Source organism: Pseudomonas sp. DR48 (assembly GCF_019823085.1).
Lineage (GTDB): Bacteria > Pseudomonadota > Gammaproteobacteria > Pseudomonadales > Pseudomonadaceae > Aquipseudomonas.
Genome location: NZ_CP081946.1, coordinates 6,267,090 through 6,286,816 on the forward strand (window position 1 = coordinate 6,267,090; position 19,727 = coordinate 6,286,816).

Annotated in this window: 18 protein-coding genes; 7 read left to right on the forward strand and 11 right to left on the reverse strand. The window is 61.1% G+C overall.

All coding sequences use genetic code 11. The features are described from left to right. Positions 1 to 16: 16 nt before the first annotated feature. The 7 genes from pqqA to pedF form a co-directional block, all read right to left on the reverse strand. Entirely contained in the window at positions 17 to 88 is a 72-nt protein-coding gene (gene pqqA, locus K5K95_RS28220; RefSeq protein ID WP_081499480.1) for a pyrroloquinoline quinone precursor peptide PqqA, read from the reverse strand. Positions 89 to 346: 258 nt separating this feature from the next. After that, on the reverse strand, positions 347 to 1,867 hold the full coding sequence (locus K5K95_RS28225; RefSeq protein ID WP_222587133.1) for an aldehyde dehydrogenase family protein: 1,521 nt from the start codon (positions 1,865 to 1,867) through the stop codon (positions 347 to 349). 252 nt (positions 1,868 to 2,119) lie between these two features. Then, positions 2,120 to 3,898, reverse strand: coding sequence for a PQQ-dependent methanol/ethanol family dehydrogenase (locus K5K95_RS28230; protein WP_222587134.1), 1,779 nt, complete (start codon positions 3,896 to 3,898; stop codon positions 2,120 to 2,122). Between the two features lie 273 nt (positions 3,899 to 4,171). After that, the gene (locus tag K5K95_RS28235; protein WP_222587135.1) at positions 4,172 to 5,110 is read right to left on the reverse strand and encodes a quinoprotein relay system zinc metallohydrolase 1; all 939 of its coding nucleotides are present in this window, start codon (positions 5,108 to 5,110) and stop codon (positions 4,172 to 4,174) included. A gap of 16 nt (positions 5,111 to 5,126) precedes the next feature. Next, positions 5,127 to 5,888: a quinoprotein dehydrogenase-associated SoxYZ-like carrier gene (locus K5K95_RS28240; protein WP_222587136.1), complete on the reverse strand. Its 762-nt coding sequence runs from the start codon at positions 5,886 to 5,888 to the stop codon at positions 5,127 to 5,129. Beyond that, positions 5,885 to 6,760, reverse strand: coding sequence for a substrate-binding periplasmic protein (locus K5K95_RS28245; RefSeq protein WP_222587137.1), 876 nt, complete (start codon positions 6,758 to 6,760; stop codon positions 5,885 to 5,887). Before K5K95_RS28245 ends, K5K95_RS28240 begins: the two co-directional genes overlap by 4 nt. A 3-nt stretch (positions 6,761 to 6,763) precedes the next feature. Further along, entirely contained in the window at positions 6,764 to 7,225 is a 462-nt protein-coding gene (pedF, locus tag K5K95_RS28250) for a cytochrome c-550 PedF (protein WP_090184819.1), read from the reverse strand. A gap of 276 nt (positions 7,226 to 7,501) precedes the next feature. Here pedF and K5K95_RS28255 point away from each other — a divergent pair, with 276 nt between their 5' ends. From K5K95_RS28255 to K5K95_RS28280, 6 genes are all read left to right on the forward strand, one after another. After that, positions 7,502 to 8,686 (forward strand): ABC transporter substrate-binding protein, encoded by a 1,185-nt coding sequence (locus K5K95_RS28255; RefSeq protein ID WP_222587138.1) that lies wholly within the window; start codon positions 7,502 to 7,504, stop codon positions 8,684 to 8,686. A 40-nt stretch (positions 8,687 to 8,726) separates the two neighbouring features. Next, entirely contained in the window at positions 8,727 to 9,686 is a 960-nt protein-coding gene (locus tag K5K95_RS28260; RefSeq protein WP_222587139.1) for a YVTN family beta-propeller repeat protein, read from the forward strand. Continuing rightward, positions 9,683 to 10,411 (forward strand): ABC transporter ATP-binding protein, encoded by a 729-nt coding sequence (locus tag K5K95_RS28265; RefSeq protein WP_222587140.1) that lies wholly within the window; start codon positions 9,683 to 9,685, stop codon positions 10,409 to 10,411. The genes K5K95_RS28260 and K5K95_RS28265 overlap by 4 nt, the downstream gene beginning before the upstream one ends. Next, positions 10,411 to 11,202: an ABC transporter permease gene (locus K5K95_RS28270; protein WP_222587141.1), complete on the forward strand. Its 792-nt coding sequence runs from the start codon at positions 10,411 to 10,413 to the stop codon at positions 11,200 to 11,202. Before K5K95_RS28265 ends, K5K95_RS28270 begins: the two co-directional genes overlap by 1 nt. A 222-nt stretch (positions 11,203 to 11,424) precedes the next feature. Continuing rightward, complete coding sequence (locus K5K95_RS28275; protein ID WP_222587142.1) at positions 11,425 to 11,982, forward strand: PQQ-dependent catabolism-associated CXXCW motif protein; 558 nt, start codon at positions 11,425 to 11,427, stop codon at positions 11,980 to 11,982. Between the two features lie 56 nt (positions 11,983 to 12,038). Further along, positions 12,039 to 12,704, forward strand: a complete 666-nt coding sequence (locus K5K95_RS28280) for a response regulator transcription factor (RefSeq protein WP_222587143.1) — start codon at positions 12,039 to 12,041, stop codon at positions 12,702 to 12,704. A gap of 146 nt (positions 12,705 to 12,850) precedes the next feature. Here K5K95_RS28280 and nahK read toward each other — a convergent pair whose 3' ends face one another. The 3 genes from nahK to K5K95_RS28295 all read right to left on the reverse strand — a co-directional run bounded on the left by nahK (position 12,851) and on the right by K5K95_RS28295 (position 18,031). Further along, entirely contained in the window at positions 12,851 to 15,445 is a 2,595-nt protein-coding gene (gene nahK, locus K5K95_RS28285; RefSeq protein ID WP_222590454.1) for a hybrid sensor histidine kinase/response regulator NahK/ErcS', read from the reverse strand. Beyond that, positions 15,414 to 16,577, reverse strand: a complete 1,164-nt coding sequence (gene nosP / locus K5K95_RS28290) for a nitric oxide-sensing protein NosP (protein WP_222587144.1) — start codon at positions 16,575 to 16,577, stop codon at positions 15,414 to 15,416. The genes nahK and nosP overlap by 32 nt, the downstream gene beginning before the upstream one ends. A 647-nt stretch (positions 16,578 to 17,224) precedes the next feature. Next, entirely contained in the window at positions 17,225 to 18,031 is an 807-nt protein-coding gene (locus tag K5K95_RS28295) for a sulfite exporter TauE/SafE family protein (RefSeq protein ID WP_222587145.1), read from the reverse strand. 160 nt (positions 18,032 to 18,191) lie between these two features. On the opposite strand from K5K95_RS28295, the gene K5K95_RS28300 reads away from it, so the two are divergent. After that, positions 18,192 to 19,055 (forward strand): MBL fold metallo-hydrolase, encoded by an 864-nt coding sequence (locus K5K95_RS28300; protein WP_222587146.1) that lies wholly within the window; start codon positions 18,192 to 18,194, stop codon positions 19,053 to 19,055. Positions 19,056 to 19,150: 95 nt separating this feature from the next. On the opposite strand, the gene bkdR is transcribed toward K5K95_RS28300, so the two are convergent. Further along, positions 19,151 to 19,639: a Bkd operon transcriptional regulator BkdR gene (gene bkdR, locus K5K95_RS28305; protein ID WP_096822555.1), complete on the reverse strand. Its 489-nt coding sequence runs from the start codon at positions 19,637 to 19,639 to the stop codon at positions 19,151 to 19,153. Positions 19,640 to 19,727 lie beyond the last annotated feature (88 nt).

Here is a 19,727-nt window from a genome sequence, read left to right on the forward strand (position 1 = left end):
CTGGCCGGGTGATCAATCAACGGTTGGCGAAATACATCGTCACTTCGAAGCCAATGCGCAGATCGGTAAACGCGGGTTTATGCCACATGGGTCAATCCTCTTCTTGTGCCGGGCAATTCCGGTAAAGCCATTAATGCACGGGGCGCCAAGTGACCGAATGCTACTTTGGAACGAGGCGGCGGCGTGCGTTGGTAGGGGGTGTCGCAAGGCCTTAAACCACACACAAAACCAATGTGGGAGCGGGCTTGCTCGCGAAGACGGCGTCACATCCAACACATTGGTTGACTGACAGACCGCTTTCGCGAGCAAGCCCGCTCCCACATTTGGTTTGTGGTGTGCTTGCGGGTTAGAAGAACCCCAGCGGATTGATGTCGTAGCTCACCAGCAGGTTTTTGGTCTGTTGGTAGTGGTCGAGCATCATCTTGTGGTTTTCACGGCCGACACCGGATTTCTTGTAGCCACCAAACGCGGCGTGGGCCGGGTACAGGTGGTAGCAGTTGGTCCAGACACGCCCGGCCTTGATCGCCCGACCCATGCGGTAGGCGCGGTTGATGTCGCGGGTCCACAGGCCGGCACCGAGGCCGAACTCGCTGTCGTTGGCAATCGCCAGGGCTTCGGCTTCGTCTTTGAAGGTGGTGATCCCCACCACCGGGCCGAAGATTTCTTCCTGGAACACACGCATTTTGTTGTGGCCCTTGAGCAGCGTCGGCTGGATGTAATAGCCGCTGGACAAGTCGCCTTCAAGACGCTCGGCCGCGCCGCCGGTGAGCAGCTCGGCGCCCTCTTCCTGGGCAATTTTGAGGTACGAGAGGATTTTGTCGTATTGCTGCTCGGACGCCTGGGCGCCGACCATGGTTTCGGTGTCCAGCGGGTTGCCGCGCTTGATCTTGACGATCTTCTTCATGACTTCGGCCATGAACGGTTCGTAGATCGACTCCTGCACCAGCGCCCGGGAAGGACAGGTGCAGACTTCACCCTGGTTGAAGAACGCCAGCACCAAACCTTCTGCGGCTTTCTCGATGAACTGCGGCTCGGCGTTCATGATGTCTTCGAAGAAAATGTTCGGCGACTTGCCGCCCAACTCGACGGTGCTTGGAATGATGTTCTCGGCGGCGCAATGCATGATGTGCGCACCGACCGGAGTGGAACCGGTGAACGCAATCTTGGCGATGCGTTTGCTGGTGGCCAGGGCTTCACCGGCTTCACGACCGAAGCCCTGGACGATGTTCAGCACGCCAGCAGGCAGCAAGTCGGCGATCAGCTCGGCGAAGACCATGATCGACAGCGGCGTCTGCTCGGCAGGCTTGAGCACCACACAGTTGCCGGCGGCCAGGGCCGGGGCGAGTTTCCACGCCGCCATCAGCAGCGGGAAGTTCCACGGAATGATCTGCCCGACCACGCCCAATGGCTCGTGGAAGTGGTAGGCGGTGGTCAGTTCGTTGATTTCAGCGGCGCCGCCTTCCTGGGCACGGATGCAACCGGCGAAGTAACGGAAATGGTCGGCGGCCAGCGGCACGTCGGCGTTGAGGGTTTCGCGCACGGCCTTGCCGTTGTCCCAGGTTTCGGTGACGGCGAGGATTTCCAGGTTTTGTTCGATGCGGTCGGCGATTTTCAGCAGCACCAGCGAGCGGTCCTGCGCCGAGGTCTTGCCCCAGGCATCCGCGGCAGCGTGGGCAGCGTCGAGGGCTTTGTCGATGTCAGCGGCGCTGGACCGCGGGAATTCGGCGATCACTTCACCGGTGACCGGCGAGGTGTTGGTGAAATACTCGCCATTGACCGGGGCAACGAATTCGCCGCCGATGAAATTGCCGTAGCGCGGCTTGAAAGTCACGACGGCGCCAGGTGTTCCAGGTTGTGCGTAGATCATGGTGGGCCTCTGTCTGGGTCGATGCCTGTCGGCAAACAGGCGATGAATCGATAGTAGAGAGCCCCGCGCGCCAGACGAATGCGCCGTTGGCAGGGGGACTCTCGTTATTTGGTAGTAGGTGATCGTTCCCACGTTGATCGTTCCCACGCTCCGCGTGGGAATGCAGCCAGGGACGCTCTGCGTCCCAGAGCGGACGCGGAGCGTCCGTTGAGGCATTCCCACGCAGAGCGTGGGAACGATCAGGTGCAGCAATCAGTGCTTGGCCACTACAAGGTCTTTAGGCAACTTGAACGTCCAGAGCATCCCGCCCTGGTTGAAGTCCTTGATGCGCTTGGCCACTTCGCCGCCCCACAACGGTACAGCGCCGCCCCAACCGGAAAGAACGGAGACGTACTGTTCGCCATCCATTTCCCAGGTGATCGGCGAGCCGAGGACGCCGGATCCGGTCTGGAATTCCCAGACTTTCTCACCGGTCTTGGCGTTGAACGCCTGCAGGAAACCTTCCGGCGTACCGGTGAACACCAGGTTGCCCTTGGTGGTCAGCACCCCGCCCCACAGCGGCGCGAAGTTCTTGTGGCGCCAGACTTCCTTGCCGGTTTTCGGGTCGATAGCGCGCAACACGCCGATGTAGTCTTCATTCAACGGTTTGATGGTGAAGCCGGCGCCGAGGAATGCCGCGCCTTTCTTGTAGGCGATGCCTTCGTTCCAGATGTCCATGCCCCATTCGTTGGACGGCACGTAGAACAGCCCGGTGTCCTTGTTGTAGGCCATCGGCATCCAGTTTTTCGCACCGAGGAATGCCGGGGCTACGAATACAGAACTGCCTTTGGCTTCGGTGCCCGGCGCGCCAGGTCGGCTGGCTTCGTTGTAGATCGGCCGGCCGTCTTTATCCAGGCCGGTGGCCCAGGTGATCTTGTCCACGAACGGGAAGCCACGGATGAATTTGCCGTTGGTGCGGTCCAGCACATAGAAGAAACCGTTACGGTCAGCGGTGGCCGCCGCTTTGATTTCCTTGCCGCCTTCGGTGTAGTTGAAGGAGACCAGCTCGTTCACGCCGTCATAGTCCCAGCCGTCGTGAGGCGTGCTCTGGAAGTGCCATTTGATCGTGCCGTCGTCCGGGTTGAGCGCCAGGCGCGACGAGGAGTAGAGGTTGTCGCCAGGACGCAGGTGCGAGTTCCATGGCGCCGGGTTGCCGGTGCCGAACAGCAGCAGATTGGTTTCCGGGTCGTAGTAGCCGCCCAACCAAGGGGCCGCGCCGCCGGTTTTCCACAGATCGCCGGGCCAGGTCTTGCCGGCTTCACCGCCGGAGATGCCGTTCTCTATCGCTTTGCCGTCCTTGTAGGTGTAACCCATGTGGCCTTCAACGGTCGGCCGGGTCCACAGCAGCTCACCGTTTTTCGGGTCATAGGCGGAGATCTTGCCGACCACCCCGAACTCGCCGCCCGCCACGCCGGTAATCAGTTTGCCGTTGACCACCAACGGTGCGGCACTGATGGAATAGCCTTCCTTGTGGTCGGCGACCTGCTTGCTCCACACCACTTTGCCGGTGTCTTTGTTCAATGCCACCAATTTGGCGTCGAGGGTGCCGAAGAACACCAGGTCGCCGTACAGCGCCACGCCACGGTTGATCACGTCGCAGCACGGACGGATGTCATCGGGCAGGCGCGCATCGTATTGCCAGAGTTTTTTGCCGGTGCGTGCATCCACCGCAAACACCCGCGAGTAGGAACCGGTCATGTACATGACGCCGTCCTTGATCATCGGCTGTGCTTGCTGACCGCGCTGTTTCTCACCGCCGAAGGAGAACGCCCAGACCGGACGCAAATCCTTGACGTTGTCGACATTGAGCGTGTCCAGCGGACTGTAGCGCTGACCCTGGACGCCCAGACCGTTGGTGACGACCTGCTCCGGGTTCTTGGGGTCCTGGAGAATGTCCTGGTCAGTGACACCGGCCAGCGCGGTGCCGGACAGCAGCATGGCACTGAGCAGCACACTCAAGACGAAGGGTTGGCGACGTGCGGGTTGGGTCATGACGGCTACCTCTGCGGTTTTTGTTATACCCGGGAAATTTTCCCGGTCTGGTGCAGATTCTTGGCCGCCGCCGCCCTTGCAACAATTGCCCGCAGTGCTGAGATTGCTAGTTCCTTAGTACAGGGTCGGAGGAGATGGACACCGAAATTCTTGATCGACACAAGATCCCTGTGGGAGCGGGCTTGCTCGCGAAGGGGCCGACACATTCAACAATGATGTCGACTGATACGCCGCCTTCGCGAGCAAGCCCGCTCCCACAGGGATTTGTGTTGTTCACTGGGGCGTGGCGGAATCGACTCGGGTCATCTGCGCGCGTTCATAGCGCGGGTACAAGTGACTGACACTGCGAATCAGCTCATAGCGGCTCAGGTTGATCCCGGCAAAGCGCTCGGGGATGGGGCTGCGGATCATCTCGGTCATGGCGCTGCCATTGGCTGCGCCATCACGCATGAGCTGGTCGAGCCAGGTCAGGTAGTCGCGCATTTGCTCGAAGGGTTGCGGGTCGATGGCCACCGGACCGTGGCCCGGCACGATCAACGTCCACGGCAAGCCTTGAAGGGTGGCGATGTCCGCCAGCCACACCGACAGCCCCGGACTGTTAGGCGTGGTCAACGCACGCTGATAAAACACCAGGTCCCCGGCAAACAACACGCCGGTGGTCTGGTCGAGAATAGCCAGATCCGCGCCGGTGTGCCCACCCAGGCTCAGCAGGCGCAGATCGTGATTCCCAAAACTGTGCACGCCGGGTGTCAGCACCTGAGTCGGCAACACCACCTCGGTGCCGCGCATCCAGTCACCCACCAATCGATACATGTTCTCGGCCATCGCATCGCCCTGCTGATGCAGCAGATCGGCGGTGCCGGCCAGCGCACCGATCGGCACGTCACTGAAGGCCTGATTGCCCAGTACGTGGTCCGGGTGATGGTGGGTCAACAGCACCTGAATCACCGGTTTATCGGTGGTCGCGGCAATTGCCTTGCGCATCGCCTCGCCGTAGCGTTTCGACGGCCCGGTGTCGATCACCACCACCCCGCGCTCGGTAACGATGAACCCGGTATTGACGATATTGCCGCCGTTGGCCTGGGCGAAATTGTCGGTACTGCCTTCCAGCAGCCAGGTGTCCTGGGCGATCTGCCGAGGCTTGAGTGCGTAGTCGAGGTCCGCCAGGGCCGGCAGACCCAAGCCCATCAACAACAGCAGCATCCAGCGCATGAGACGCTCCTTGGGCTCAGGGTATGGCCGCATCGAATTGATTGCCGCTGTTGTCGCGCAGTAACAAGCGCGTCTGCCCTGCCCCCTCAATATCAAAGGCCAGGTTGGGGTTTTCGCTGACCGCCGGGAACAGTTCGAGACGGGCCAACAGTTGATCCTTTTGATCGCGCAGCTCGGCATGGTTGATGAAAAATTCCGGAATGCCGCTGACCATGCCGTTGTCCATCGGGTGCGCTACCTGCAAGCGCACACGGCTGAATGCATCGCGCGGGTATCGACCGCCCACCACCTCGCCGATGTGTTCTTCCCATCCGGCCTGGGTACGCACGACGCTGGGCGCGGTACAGCCACCGCCCGCAGCGTCGATCAAGGTCGAACCGACATGCCACAGCCCGTCGCGGGTCAGCACCGCCGCGCGCAACGGCGTGGCCTGCTCGATGCGGATGCGGATCGACAGCCACGGCAATACGCGGTCCAGCGGTTGAAAGTCGACGATTTTCGGCAGCGGGTTAAGCTCGGCCCAGGCGAGGATTTTCACCACCTCGCCCTTGAACGCCCGGGCATCGATTTCCAGCGGCACTTGCCGGGCGTCTTCGGCGAATGGCGGCCCCAGCAGCTTGACCCGCTCGTCGAACACGAACGGCGCGTCGCCGAGCATTTGCTTGTGGTAGAAATCCCACATCACCGACGGCACCGGGTCTTTGCCCGGAACAATGTCCGCAGCCTGTGCCGCCAAAGGTAGCCAGCAGGCCAACAGGCAACTCGCTCGCCAGTTCATTGATACATCTCGGGCACGTCATAACGCAGGCCGTAATGCTCATAAATGGTCTTGACCGCGCCCTCGCGAATCAGAGTTTCCAGCGCCTCTTCCACGGCATAGGCCAGTTGGTGGTTGCTTTCATGCACCGCCATGCCGATTTCCCAGAGTTGCTTGCCCATGTTCGGGTAGGCGTTTTCTGCCAGGGCCACTTGCGGATCGGCCGCTTCATGCACTTGCCAGTCGATCTCGCCGCGCATGGCCATCACTGCGTCGACTTCGCCGGCCTTCATGGCCGCGAACGCCTGGGGCACGCCGGGGTAGTGATGGGTCTTGGCGGCGAGCATGCCGTTGAACACCGAGGTCAGGTAAAACGACGGCACGCTGTCGACTTCGACACCGATCGGGTGCTGCTCGAACACCGCGACGCTGGCGACGTTGTCCAGTCGGCGGCGGTCATAAGCGACTTGCCATTGCTCGGTCTGATATGGGCCGAACATCACCACATGGCCGTTTTCCAGCTCACCCAGTTCATTGCGTTTTTGCGCGTAGTCGCGGTCGTACGGCACCCGCATCATCAGGTCGGCCAGCTGCAGATCGTGCAACTGACTGGCGCGCCAGATGTAATCGCGCAGGTCGTCATCGAGCTTCTCGCCGGCAGGCGCCCAGATCAGCGTCAGGCGCACGCCCAGGGATTTGGCCAGCGCTTCGGCGAGTTCCACATCCACCCCGCGAGGCTGTCCGGCCTGCTCAAAACTGTAAGGTGCGAAGTCCTTGTAGACCGCGACTTTCAGCTCGCCGGCGGCAATCATCTCGTCAAAGGTACGCACTTGCGCCTGCGCAGCCTGGCAACACAGCAACACGGCGCTGATCAACACAGTGAGCAGGCGCATGGCTTACTCCTCGACGTGCACGCTGTCCAGGTAGGAGCGCACCGCCCACAAGGCTTCCTGACTCAGGTAGTCGGCCATCTTCGGCATGTACACCCGACCGTCACGCACGGCGCCATGGCGCACGCGCTCGACGAACCATTCATCACCGGCGTCGCCGACATCGAGCAAGCGCAGATCGGGGGCGATGCCGCCGGATTTGGCTTCCAGGCCATGACACGCGGCGCAGTTCTGGTTGTACGCCGAGGAGCCGATTTCCACGGCCTTGTCGTGTTCCGGGGACGTGCGGTAAGGGTTCACCGAGGCCCAGCCATCGGCATCGACCGGTACGCCGGCATCCTTGATCGGGGTCAGGCCCGGAGTGGCGACCGCCTGCGGCACCACGTTGCCGTGAGCCCAGACGGAACCTGCACTGATAAAGCCGGCCAGCAGTCCGGCAACGAGTAAGGCGCTGCGTTTTGTTGTCATTGTTATGCCCTCTGGATTGCACGCAAAACCTCTTGGAAGAGGCTATGGCACCCATCTTAGGAACCGTCCCGCGCAATCCCCATGCTGCTTTGGTGGCCGCCTTCTAGTCCCTTGGTAGTAGGCTTTGTGGCGCAAACCCGAATACCGTCGCCCCAGGTTGAAACCGCCCTCTGCCGGGCGAGCTACGACCTTGGTACTGGCTCACTGGTACTTTCTGCATATTTCATTCTGCCCCGCAGGCTTCCTATGCTGACGCTACCTGTAATGGAGTGCCTTATGCGCCAGCTTGCCCCTTACGCCCTGATCTACCTGCTGGCCATCGCCTGCGCCGCCGGGCTGGCGACCCAGAGCCAGGCCGCCGACGCGCCGCTACAGGTACAAATCGGTTACCTGGGCTATCGCCCCGACACCGGCCCGCTGCTGTCGAACGTCATTCCCGAACCGGTCGATGCCGGACTTCGTGGCGCCGAACTGGCGATCACCGACAGCAACAGCACCGGGCGTTTTCTCAACCACAGCTACAGCCTGGTCAGCGCGAATGCCGACAGTCCGGATGCATTGGTCGAAGCGGCCAAGGCACAGCACGAACAGGGCCTTCGCTTGTTTGTGGTGAATGCGCCGGTGGAAACCCTGCGCCGACTCAGCGCCGTGCTGCCCGACAGTTTGCTGTTCAACGCCGGCAGCCCCGACGACAGCCTGCGCACCACCGACTGCCTGCCGAACGTGCTGCACAGCCTGCCCAGCCGGGCGATGCTGGCCGATGCGCTGGCGCAATTTCTGGTGGTGCGCAAATGGCAACGGGCGCTGCTGATCGTCGGCCCGACGCCGGACGACCAGGCCTACGCCGCCGCCCTGCGCCGCGCCGCCAAACGTTTCGGCCTGAAACTGGTGGCGGAAAAAGCCTGGAGTTTTGATAACGACCAACGCCGCAGCGCCCAGGCCGACATGCCGCTGTTCACCCAGACCGCCGAGTACGACGTGGTGCTGGTGGCGGATGAGCGCGGCGATTTCGGTGAGTACGTGCCCTACCAGACCTGGTACCCAAGACCGGTCGCCGGCACTCAGGGCCTGACCCCGGTGGGTTGGCACAAAACCGTCGAAACCTATGGCGCCGCCCAACTGCAAAAACGCTTTGAGGCCTTGACCGGCCGCTGGATGAATGACCGCGATTTCGCCGCCTGGATGGCCGTGCGCAGCATCGCCAGCGCAGTGAGCAAGTTGCGCCAGGTCGATCCAATGGCGATCCGTAACCTGGAAATCAGCGATCAATTGCCCCTCGACGGTTTCAAGGGCCGCAAGCTCAGCTATCGCCCGTGGAACGGCCAGTTGCGCCAACCCATCCCGATCGTGCAACCCCGGGCGCTGGTCAGCACCTCGCCTCAGGACGGTTTCCTCCACCCTTTCAACGAAATGGACAGCCTGGGCTACGACAAGCCCGAGGTCACTTGCCGCTTTCCCTGATGTGGCACTTCACAACAACGACAACAAAAAGGAATCCGCCATGCGCCGCACCCTGCTCTCTTGCGCCCTGCTGCTTGCCGCCGGGCACGCCGTGGCCAGCACCGCCTGGGTCTCCAACGAAAAGGACAACAACCTGAGCCTGATCGACATGCAGACCCTGCAAGTGACCGACACCCTGCCCGTCGGCCAGCGCCCGCGCGGCTTGCTGCTGTCCCACGACAACAAGCTGCTGTACATCTGCGCCAGCGATTCGGACCGGGTTCAGGTGATGGACGTGGCCACGCGCAAGATCATCAAGGAACTGCCGTCGGGCAAAGACCCCGAGCAATTCGCCCTGCACCCGAACAATCGCTGGCTGTACGTTTCCAACGAAGACGATGCGCTGGTGACAGTGATCGACACCGAAACCTCCAAGGTGCTAAGCCAGATCAATGTCGGTGTCGAGCCCGAAGGCATGGCCGTCAGCCCCGATGGCAAGTGGGCCGTGAACACCAGCGAAACCACCAACATGCTGCACTGGATCGACACCAGCACCCAGACCCTGGCCGACAGCACCCTGGTCGATCAGCGGCCACGGTTCGTCGAGTTTGCCCCTGACGGCTCCAAGCTCTGGGCTTCGGCAGAGATCGGCGGCACGGTGACGATTCTCGATGTGGCGACGCGCAAGATCCTCAAGACCCTGACCTTCCAGATCAAGGGCGTCCACCCGGACAAGGTCCAGCCGGTGGGCATCAAACTCAGCGCCGACGGCAAGTACGGTTTCGTCGCCCTCGGCCCGGCCAACCATGTCGCGGTGGTTGATGCCAAGACCTTCGAAATCCTCGATTACCTGCTGGTGGGCCGCCGCGTGTGGCAGATGTCATTCACCCCGGATCAAAAACAGCTGCTGGCCACCAACGGCGTCAGCGGCGATGTGTCGGTGATTGATGTCGACAGCCTCAAAGTCATCAAATCGGTGAAGGTCGGGCGCTATCCGTGGGGCGTGGTGGTGACGCCATGAACGCACTCGATGTCAGCGAAGTGAGCTTTGCCTACGGTGCGCGCGAAGCCTTGCGGCAGGTGAGTTTCAGCCTGATGCCAGGGCGGTTTGCGGCGTTGCTGGGGCCGAACGGCGCAGGCAAATCGACGCTGATTGCCTTGCTCACCCGGCTCTATGATCTGCAACGCGGCGAGATCCAGGTGGGCGGCTGTTCCTTGCGCAAGACGCCGCGTGCGGCACTCAAGCAATTGGGCGTGGTGTTCCAGCAAAGCACGCTGGACCTGGACCTCAGCGTCGAACAAAACCTGCGTTATCACGCCGCGCTGCACGGCCTGTCCCGGCGTCAGACCGGATTGCGGGTCGAGGCCGAGCTGGCGCGTCAGGCGCTGACCGAACGACGTCGGGAGCGGGTGCGTGAACTCAACGGCGGCCACCGTCGCCGGGTGGAAATCGCCCGCGCCTTGCTGCATCAGCCACGGTTGTTGCTGCTCGACGAGGCCAGCGTCGGCCTCGACCCGGCCAGCCGCCTGGCGCTCAATCAACACATCCGCAGTCTGTGTCGCGAGCACGGCATCAGCGTGCTCTGGACCACCCATTTGCTGGACGAAGTGCAACCGAGCGACGACCTGCTGATTCTCCATCAGGGCCGACTGGTGGCCAGCGGGCAAGCGGATGCGCTGAGCCTGGAACATGGCGGCGACCTCGGTTCGGCCTTTACTCGCCTGACTACTTCAGGAGCTGCCTGATGAACGCTTATTGGCAATGTTTCAGCGGCATCGTGCTGCGCGAATGGCTGCGCTTTGTGCTGCAACGCACGCGGTTTCTCAGCGCCCTGGTACGACCGCTGTTATGGCTGCTGGTGTTTGCCGCCGGTTTTCGCGCGGCACTCGGGATCGCGATCATCGAGCCGTATGACACTTACATTCCGTACGAGGTCTACATCATCCCGGGCCTGGCTTGCATGATCCTGTTGTTCAACGGCATGCAAGGTTCACTGTCGATGGTGTACGACCGGGAGATGGGCAGCATGCGTGTGCTGCTGACCAGCCCTCTGCCCCGGACCTTTCTGCTGTGCAGCAAACTGTTGGCTACGTCGCTGATTTCGCTGTTGCAGGTGTACGCCTTCCTGGCCATTGCCTGGCTGTATGGCGTGCAGCCGCCAGCCATGGGCCTGTTGATCGCCTTGCCGGCGCTGTTGCTGGTGGCGTTGATGCTCAGTGCACTGGGATTGTTATTGTCCAACGCGATCCGCCAGCTGGAGAACTTTGCCGGGGTGATGAATTTCGTGATCTTCCCGTTGTTTTTCCTGTCGTCGGCGTTGTATCCGTTGTGGAAGATGCGCGAGTCCAGCGAGTGGTTGTACTGGCTGTGCGCGCTGAACCCGTTCACCCATGCGGTGGAGCTGGTGCGGTTTGCCTTGTACGAACGCTTCAACTTGTTGGCTCTGTCGGTGTGCATGGCGCTGACACTGATATTCGCCCTGCTCGCGGTCCTCACCTTCAACCCGCAACACGCGGCCCTGCGCAAAGCCACCTGACAGCACATCTTCCCTGTGGGAGCGGGCTTGCTCGCGAAAGCGGCGTGTCAAATACATCGTTGTGACTGAACTGACGCTTTCGCGAGCAAGCCCGCTCCCACAGTTGATCTTCGTTGAACAGGGCAAAATTACTACTTTAGTACTGGTTTACCTGTCTATCGTCGCATTCCCAATGCGCCTGGACTGGCATGTAATGGGGTCATAACTATAAGGATCGACCCCATGCCGCGTGCCCGACGTCGCCTGCTGCGCCCTGCCCTTGCCGCGCTATCGCTGAGCCTGTTGCTGGGTGTCGCGCAGGCCGAAACACCGTTGTTCTCCGCCGAGGGTTATCGCATCGGCCTCTACCGCAGCCCGACCCCGAATCAGTTGCAAGGCGCGGCCATCGTCGACACCGCCGCCCTGCAAACCCTGCTCACCCAGACACCGCGCCCGGTGCTGATCGACGTCTACCGGCGTCAATGGCTGCAAGGACGTTTCATCGAAGACCAACCCCACGAGAACCTGCCCGGCAGTCATTGGCTGGCCAATACCGGCGACGGCGACCTGACACCTGACTGGCAGGATTACTTTGCGCGCAACCTGAACCGCTTGACAGCCGGCGACCTGGCGCAACCGCTGGTCTTCTACTGCCGTTCCGACTGCTGGCTGAGCTGGAATGCGGTGAAACGCGCCGCCGCCATGGGCTATAAAACACTGTATTGGTATCGCGATGGCCTGGACGCCTGGCAAGCCGCGAACCTGCCCGTTGCGCCATCCCGGCCCGAGCCCTTCCCCTGACCTTTACGCGTGCGTGTTGTTGCCACACCATAATCAAAATAATGAGGTGAAAGGCCATGTACAAAATTCTGATTGCCGATGATCACCCGCTGTTTCGCGAAGCCATCCATAACGTCATCAGCGACGGTTTTCCGGGCAGCGAAGTGATGGAAACCGCCGACCTCGACAGCGCCTTGCTGCTGACCCAGGAACATGACGACCTGGACTTGATCCTGCTCGACCTGAACATGCCCGGCATGCACGGCCTCAACGGCCTGATCAACCTGCGCAACGAGGCGCCGACCATTCCGGTGGTGATCGTCTCGGCGGAACAGGACAAACAGATCGTACTGCAAGCCATCACCTACGGCGCGGTCGGTTTCATCACCAAGTCCTCACCCCGGGTACAGATGACCGAAGCGATCCAGCAAATTCTCAATGGCAACGTCTACTTGCCGCCGGACATCATCCGCACACAGAAATGTGGCACGCAGCGCCGGATGAACGACAGCCCGAGCTTCCCGCCGGAGCTGCTCCAGGCCCTGACACGCAAACAGTTATTGGTGCTGGAGCGCATGACCAAGGGCGAATCGAACAAACAGATTGCCTACACCCTGGAAATCGCCGAGACCACGGTCAAGGCGCACGTCTCGGCGATCCTGCGCAAACTCAACGTGCACAACCGGGTGCAGGCGATTTTGAGTGCAGGGGATATTGATTTCGGGTCGTATCTGCGGCGTTGAGGTTTGTCTGGAAGTCCGCGTCGCGCCCTTCGCGAGCAAGCCCGCTCCCACATTGGATCTGCGTCGTACAAAAGCTGCGTCTTCACTGAAGATCAAATGTGGGAGCGGGCTTGCTCGCGACGAGGCCAGCACAATCACCACAAATCTCAAGGCCTGCCGAGTAAATGACTCATCGCCGTCTTCAGCTTCATCGGCCTTACCGGCTTATGCATCAACGTATGCCCCAACTCACGAATCTGCTGTTTCAGCTCATTGCTGTAGTTTGCCGTAATCATCATCGCCGGGATCGCTGAACCGCGACGGGCATTGATCCGGGCGACGGCATCGACGCCGTTCTGATCGTTATCCAGGTGATAGTCGGCGATCAGCAAATCCGCTTCTTCATGGTAGTTGTCCACCTGCCGCGCCAGGTCGTCCTCTGACAGCGCCGTGACCACCCGACACCCCCAACCTTCGAGCAACGTGCGCATGCCGGCGCAGATCGCCGGGTCGTTATCCAGCACCCACACCCGCGCACCGCGCAGACGTTCGAGCATCGGTTCACTCATCAGCAGCGTCGGCTGAGCCTTCGGGGCCGTGGCGCTCAAAGGCACCTCGACGGAAAACATCGACCCCTTGCCCGGCCACGAACGCACGTGAATGCGGTGGCCGAGGATCCCGGCAATTTTCTCGACAATGGCCAGTCCCAGGCCCAAACCGCGATCCTGATCCGGGCGCTGCACATCGCCACGCTTGAACTCCTGGAAAATCTCTTCCAGACGGTTTTCAGCAATGCCCATGCCGCTGTCCCAGACTTCAATCGTCAAGCGCTGATGATGGCGCCTGCAACCCAGCACCACACGCCCGTTGTAGGTGTAGCGGATGGCGTTGCTCAGCAGATTGCGCAGGATCCGCGCCAGCAACTGGATGTCGCTGCGCACCAACGCCGAACACGGGATGAAATGCAGCTCAAGCCCTTCGCTGCGCGCGACTTGGGTGTACTCGGCGGCGAGGTTTTCCAACAGTTCGCTCAGAGCGAACGGCGCGATGTCGGCCTTGATCACCCCGGCATCGAGCTTGGAAATGTCCACCAGCGTGCCCAGCAGATTTTCCACGTCCTCCAGGGAATTGCTGACATTGCGCACCAGAATCGCATTGGCCACCGGCTCGCGGCGCTCCAGTAACGCGCTGGTGAACAGCCGAGCGGCGTTGAGCGGTTGCAGCAAATCGTGACTAACGGCAGCCAGGAACTTGGTTTTCGACAGATTAGCCTGCTCGGCCTCAAGCTTGGCCTCACGCAAGCGCGATTCGACGCGCCGACGCTCGTCGATTTCCCGCAATAGCTGGTCATTGAGAGTGGTCAGTTCCGTCGTGCGTTCACGCACCCGTAACTCGAGATTCTGGTAGGCCTGATGCAACGCCTCGGCCGTGCGCCGACGTTCGGTGATGTCGCGGATCAGCACGAAAATCCCCACCACTTCCCCGGTGGCCAGGCGATTGGGCACGTAGGAGCGCAGCATGTAGCGCTCCTGATTGTTGATGTTGGTTTCGGCGAACTCGAAGGTCACGCTTTCCCCGGCCAGGGCCCGGGCCACGTAGGCTTCCAGGCGCTGGTAATGCTGTTCGCTGTGGACTTCGCGCAGGCTCTGTCCGAGCATCACGCCGCGCGGCCAGCAGTACCATTCCTCGTACACTTTGTTAGTGAATTCGTAGACCAGATCGGCGTTGAGGTAGGCGATCAGCGCTGGAACATGGTCGGTGATCAGGCGAATCCAGCGCTCGCTTTCGCTCAACGCTTCGGCGTGCTGATAGCGTTCGGTGATGTCGGTGAACGTGTTGACGAAACCGCCGGTGGGCAACGGATGGGTGCGAATTTCCAGCACCCGGCCATCGTAGAGGCGCTGTTCCAGTTCCTGCACATGGCGCCCGTTGGCGTCGCGACTGGCTGGCGTCAGCAGGTTCAACTCGCTGTCGGCGATCACTTCGGCAAACGGCCGATGCGCCGCCACCGGCGCCAGGCCGCTGAGTTCCAGAAAGCGCCGGTTCCACAATTCCAGTACACCCTCGGCATTGACCATGGCCACGCCTTGGGACAGGTTGTCGACCGCCCGTTGCAGCAGATGTGATTTCTGCGCCACCGCTTGTTCGCGGCGCATGGTTTCACTGAGTTTGACGTCGGTAATGTCGGTGAACAGGATCACCCGCCCGCCTTCCTGGGTCGGCCGTTCGCTGACTTGCAGCCAACGACCGTTCTGCAGGCGATACAACAGGTTCTCATCGGCCTGCCCACGCGGTTCTTCCGTGAACAAACCGGTGACACTCATCAGACGCTTGACCTCGGCCAGACGCATGCCGGCGTTGATCCGCACCCGGCTGTTGCCCCAGAACGCCTTGAAGCGGCTGTTGAACAAGACGATTCGCTGGTCGGCATCGAACAACACAAAAGCGTCGGAAATGCTTTCGATGGCGTCGATCAAATGTTGGTGCGCGGTTTCCGCACGCAGGCGCGCTTCGCTGAGCAAGTGATTGCCCGACTTGAGTTCGGCCATGGCCTGGTTCAAGGCGTCGGTGCGCTCACGTACCTGCTCGGCCAGCACCACCGAATGCTGAAACGCCGCGTATGGATCATTGCCACGGGTGATGCCGGACTCGATCCGCTCAATCAGCGCGGCATTGATGCGCTGCAACTTGTGATTGTCATGCTGCAGGCTGGCGATTTGCGCCAGAAGCTCAGCGGTGTCCAGGGGACCGGTCTCGGGCAATGGCAACGCCGGTGAAGGTCTGGTTGATGTGCATGCCATTGAACTGCTCTCCGTAGGTGTTGAAACCCATCACCCGCTGGTCACGCAAAAACGTGCCGATCCGCTCCAGATTGCCGTTGCCTTCCAGCTCCAGCCGCCTGAGAAAACAATCGCAGCCAATGGTCAGCAACAGGTCGCCGAGGCGTTCCTGCAAACCTTCGAACAGGTTTTCCAGGTTCGGCAGCATCGGGCCGGGCGTCATGACGGTGAGGACAATGCCGTTCTCGACCGCGCAATAGAAACTCAGGCTCAGGTCGGGATGCACCTGTTGGATGGCGCGCACGTAATATTGGTCGTTGAAGCGCACCGCCAACGGGTGCGCGGCGAAAATCCGATGATCGAGCTCGGCCACCGGCACGCCGATGTGCCGGGCGTATTCCTCGGCGGCGGGCTCGGCATTCAGTTCGAAGACTCGGCGCGAGGTGCTGTCGGCTCCGGTGACCACCAGTTTTTCCGCCCGGGGCAGGATGTGGTGGGTGGTGAACACCTCGAAGTCGAGCCAGGTGTTGACCAGCACCACCACGGCCGCGCCGCTGTGGAATTCGCCGCCAAAATAGACGTGGGTGTGGGTCAGGTAATTGTCGTCACCCGCCGAGCCGCCGAAATGCGGGATGTCGCCCAATGCCGCACTCAGGGCGGCAAGGACCATTTCCTCACGGCTGGAGAGTCCGTCGAGCAGGGTCAAAGCAAAGCTATTGCCCTTGATCGGCGCCAGTGTGTTGCTGCGACAACCGCTGACCAGCCGCTCGACCATTTGCTGCGCGTCGATCAGGCTGAAGTGCTCCATCTCGCAGATCAGTTCGGCGTCGATGGAAAAATGCCGATGGTCGAACCCTACCGCCGTCACGCAGTTGCGACCGTAGCCCAACGGAGTGATTTCCCCGGCGCTGGTGCACCCCACCAGGCGAATCCCGCCAAAGCTCTGTTGCAAGGCCTGGCCCAGCGCCTGCAGGTCGTACTCGGCGGAACAGAAGAACAACACGAAGCCCAGATGCGGATGCAACAACTGCCGCGCCAGCTCCTGAGCCACCTGTTGGGCATCGGTGGCCTGGGACATTGCACTGACCACGCCTTCACTCTGGACCTGCTGCATTGTCGCCTCCCCGCAGGTGCGCCTGTATGAGGCACGAGTGTACGAAGCCTGCGCGCTGCGACGTATGCTACTTGGGTAGCGGGTAGGCGCTTCGATGGGATGAGAGTGATGCCGACAATCGCCAAATCATCATCCTGTGGGAGCGGGCTTGACGGATAGAAACCGGGGACATCGTTTACAGGTGTGAAATACGGTCAGGAGGTGCCTGACCGTCCCCTGTGGGAGCGAGCCTGCTCGCGATAGCGACATAACATTCAACATCCCTGCTGCCTGACACACCGCTATCGCGAGCAGGCTCGCTCCCACATTGGATCGGCTTGATGCCAATTACCGGGGTTACCAATTCAACACCACTCACACGGTAATGCCGACCATCGTCAAAACACCACCCATCCTCTGTGGGAGCGGGCTTGCCCGCGATAGCGGCAACACATTCAACATCTCTGTTGCCTGACACTCCGCTATCGCGAGCAAGCTCGCTCCCACCTTGGAGCGGTGGCCTACGCTGCCTTGGGGGCGGTTGCGAGGTGCTTTGGAGTGGCAGGTGGTGCGCGGCGAATTCGGTGTAAGACCGGATCGCGCCCGGACCCGGATCGAAGGGTGTACGCCGGGTCTGGCACAGTGGCGGCCAGAAGACCCGGTACGCCCTAGAGGCCCGCTCTGAACAGCATGTAAATGGCGACCACGACGCAGACACTGGCGAAGCCGATCTGCAGGGCCCGGGCCGGCACGCGCGCGCAGAGTTTGCGGCCGATGATCATGCCGACGATGCTGGCGACAATGAACGCGACGCCCAACGAGTCGATCCGCACGCCCGCATGGAACGCGCCGATCACTCCAATGGCGGAAATCAGGCTGATGACCATCAAGGACGTGGCGACGATGCCGCGCATTTGCACATCGGTCAGTTGCTTGAACGCCGGCACAATCAGAAAGCCGCCGCCCACGCCGAGTAATCCTGAAACCACACCGGTGACCGCCCCCAGCGCCGCCAGGGTCGCGGTGCATTTGGCGGTCCAGGAAAAGCGCCCGGTCTGCTGATCGAGCATGCAGTTTTTCTGACCCCAGTTGGCGTGGCCGTGGTCGCTCGGCCCTTCGTCCTGACGCTCACGGCGCAGCATGCGCCAGGCCACCATGACCATCAGCAGGCTGAACAGAATTATCAGGATTTTTTCCGGCAGCTGATGGGCGAAGTAGATGCCCACCGGCGAAAAAATCGCCCCCAGCAACGCAATCAACAACGCGGCGCGATAGCGCACCAACCCATGGCGCAAACCGTCAATCGCGCCGACCGCCGCCGCGCTGCCTACTGCGAACAACGCCACCGGCGCCGCCTGCGTCATGGTCAAACCCAACCCCAGCACCAGCGCTGGCACCGCAAGAATGCCGCCACCGGCACCGGTCAATCCGAGCACCAGGCCCATCACCACGCCAAAGAAACTTGCCAACAACATAAAACGCTCGTAGTCCGAGAAAAAAGCCGGGAACGCCCGGTATCGATGACTGACAGGATAGAGCCCGCGTGGAAAATTTCCTTCATCAATTCACGCGGGACTGGTCAGCACAGGGAAAATGACACTACCCTCAAAGCTCGTCCCAATAGAATCTGCCACCATGCCTGCCTTGATTGAAGCCTTCCTCGACCCCGCCTCGTCGACCTACAGTTACGTGATCTACGAAGACGATGGCGGCCAGTGCGCAATCGTCGATCCGGTGCTCGACTACGACCCCGCCGCCGGGCGCACCGCCACCACCCAGGCGGATAAAATCATTGCCTTCGTACGTGAACATCAGCTGCAAGTGCAATGGCTGCTGGAAACCCACGCCCATGCCGATCACCTGTCCGCGGCACCGTATCTGCGTCGCGAGCTGGGCGGCAAGATCGCGATCGGTCAGTCGATCAGCAAGGTTCAGGGCGTGTTCAAGAGCCTGTTCAACCTTGAGCCGGCGTTTCGCAGTGACGGCTCGCAGTTCGACCATCTGTTCGCGCCGGACGAATCGTTCATGATCGGCAACCTCAAGGCCACGGCCCTGCATGTGCCTGGCCACACGCCGGCCGACATGGCTTATTTGATCGACGGGGATGTGATTCTGGCGGGCGATACGCTGTTCATGCCCGACGTCGGCACCGCGCGCTGCGACTTTCCCGGCGGCAACGCCAACCAGATGTTCGCCTCGATCCGTAAACTGCTGGCCTTCCCCGCCAGTGTGCGCCTGTATGTCTGCCACGATTACCCGCCCGAAGGCCGCGAATCCCGGTGCATGAGCACGGTCGGCGAGCAGCGTAAAAGCAATATCCATATGCATGACGGCGTCGACGAAGCGGCGTTTGTTGCCATGCGCACCCATCGTGATGCGGGGCTGGGCATGCCGACGCTGTTGCTGCCGGCGATCCAGGTCAATGTGCGCGCGGGCAATTTTCCGCCGGCCGAGGACAACGGTGTGGCGTACCTGAAAATCCCGCTCAACCAGCTCTAAGCCGATCGTTCCCACGCTCTGCGTGGGAATGCAGCCCGGGACGCTCCGCGTCCCCTTTCGAAGCTGGAACGCAGAGCGTGGGAACGAGCATCGCGCTAAACCCCCAGCGTTAGCCCATTGGCCGGCAACGGCAGCGCGGTTTTGTAGCGCACCTGCTTGAGTGCAAAGCTTGAGCGAATGTTGGCAACGCCCGGGACCTTTGTCAGGAAGTCCATCATGAAGCGCTCCAGCGACTGAATGGTCGGCACCAGCACGCGGATCAGGTAATCCGGGTCACCGGCCATCAAGTAGCACTCCATCACCTCCGGGCGATCCGAAATCGCCTCCTCGAAATGCTGCAACGCCTCCTCCACCTGTTTCTCCAGGCTCACATGAATGAACACATTCACATGCAGCCCCAGCAGGTCGGCATCCAGCAGCGTCACTTGCTCACGAATCAGCCCCAGTTCTTCCATTGCCTTGACCCGATTGAAGCACGGTGTCGGCGACAGATTGACCGAGCGTGCAAGGTCGGCATTGGTGATGCGGGCGTTCTCCTGAAGGCTGTTCAAAATGCCGATATCGGTACGGTCCAGTTTGCGCATGAGACAAAACCACCTGTTTTTTATGTTTATGCAGATTTTTTATCCTCAAATGATCTCCGGCGCAACGAAACAGAGATAAATATTCTTC

What these genes read in the sequence shown, in the direction of transcription:
- K5K95_RS28270 (WP_222587141.1), top strand. Translation starts at nt 10,411, where the DNA reads ATGAACGCTTATTGGCAATGTTTCAGCGGCATCGTGCTGCGCGAATGG.
- K5K95_RS28230 (WP_222587134.1), bottom strand. Translation starts at nt 3,898, where the DNA reads ATGACCCAACCCGCACGTCGCCAACCCTTCGTCTTGAGTGTGCTGCTC.
- K5K95_RS28240 (WP_222587136.1), bottom strand. Translation starts at nt 5,888, where the DNA reads ATGAACTGGCGAGCGAGTTGCCTGTTGGCCTGCTGGCTACCTTTGGCG.
- K5K95_RS28245 (WP_222587137.1), bottom strand. Translation starts at nt 6,760, where the DNA reads ATGCGCCTGCTCACTGTGTTGATCAGCGCCGTGTTGCTGTGTTGCCAG.
- K5K95_RS28280 (WP_222587143.1), top strand. Translation starts at nt 12,039, where the DNA reads ATGTACAAAATTCTGATTGCCGATGATCACCCGCTGTTTCGCGAAGCC.
- K5K95_RS28265 (WP_222587140.1), top strand. Translation starts at nt 9,683, where the DNA reads ATGAACGCACTCGATGTCAGCGAAGTGAGCTTTGCCTACGGTGCGCGC.
- bkdR (WP_096822555.1), bottom strand. Translation starts at nt 19,639, where the DNA reads ATGCGCAAACTGGACCGTACCGATATCGGCATTTTGAACAGCCTTCAG.
- nosP (WP_222587144.1), bottom strand. Translation starts at nt 16,577, where the DNA reads ATGCAGCAGGTCCAGAGTGAAGGCGTGGTCAGTGCAATGTCCCAGGCC.
- pedF (WP_090184819.1), bottom strand. Translation starts at nt 7,225, where the DNA reads ATGACAACAAAACGCAGCGCCTTACTCGTTGCCGGACTGCTGGCCGGC.
- K5K95_RS28275 (WP_222587142.1), top strand. Translation starts at nt 11,425, where the DNA reads ATGCCGCGTGCCCGACGTCGCCTGCTGCGCCCTGCCCTTGCCGCGCTA.
- K5K95_RS28225 (WP_222587133.1), bottom strand. Translation starts at nt 1,867, where the DNA reads ATGATCTACGCACAACCTGGAACACCTGGCGCCGTCGTGACTTTCAAG.
- K5K95_RS28235 (WP_222587135.1), bottom strand. Translation starts at nt 5,110, where the DNA reads ATGCGCTGGATGCTGCTGTTGTTGATGGGCTTGGGTCTGCCGGCCCTG.
- K5K95_RS28295 (WP_222587145.1), bottom strand. Translation starts at nt 18,031, where the DNA reads ATGTTGTTGGCAAGTTTCTTTGGCGTGGTGATGGGCCTGGTGCTCGGA.
- K5K95_RS28260 (WP_222587139.1), top strand. Translation starts at nt 8,727, where the DNA reads ATGCGCCGCACCCTGCTCTCTTGCGCCCTGCTGCTTGCCGCCGGGCAC.
- K5K95_RS28300 (WP_222587146.1), top strand. Translation starts at nt 18,192, where the DNA reads ATGCCTGCCTTGATTGAAGCCTTCCTCGACCCCGCCTCGTCGACCTAC.
- K5K95_RS28255 (WP_222587138.1), top strand. Translation starts at nt 7,502, where the DNA reads ATGCGCCAGCTTGCCCCTTACGCCCTGATCTACCTGCTGGCCATCGCC.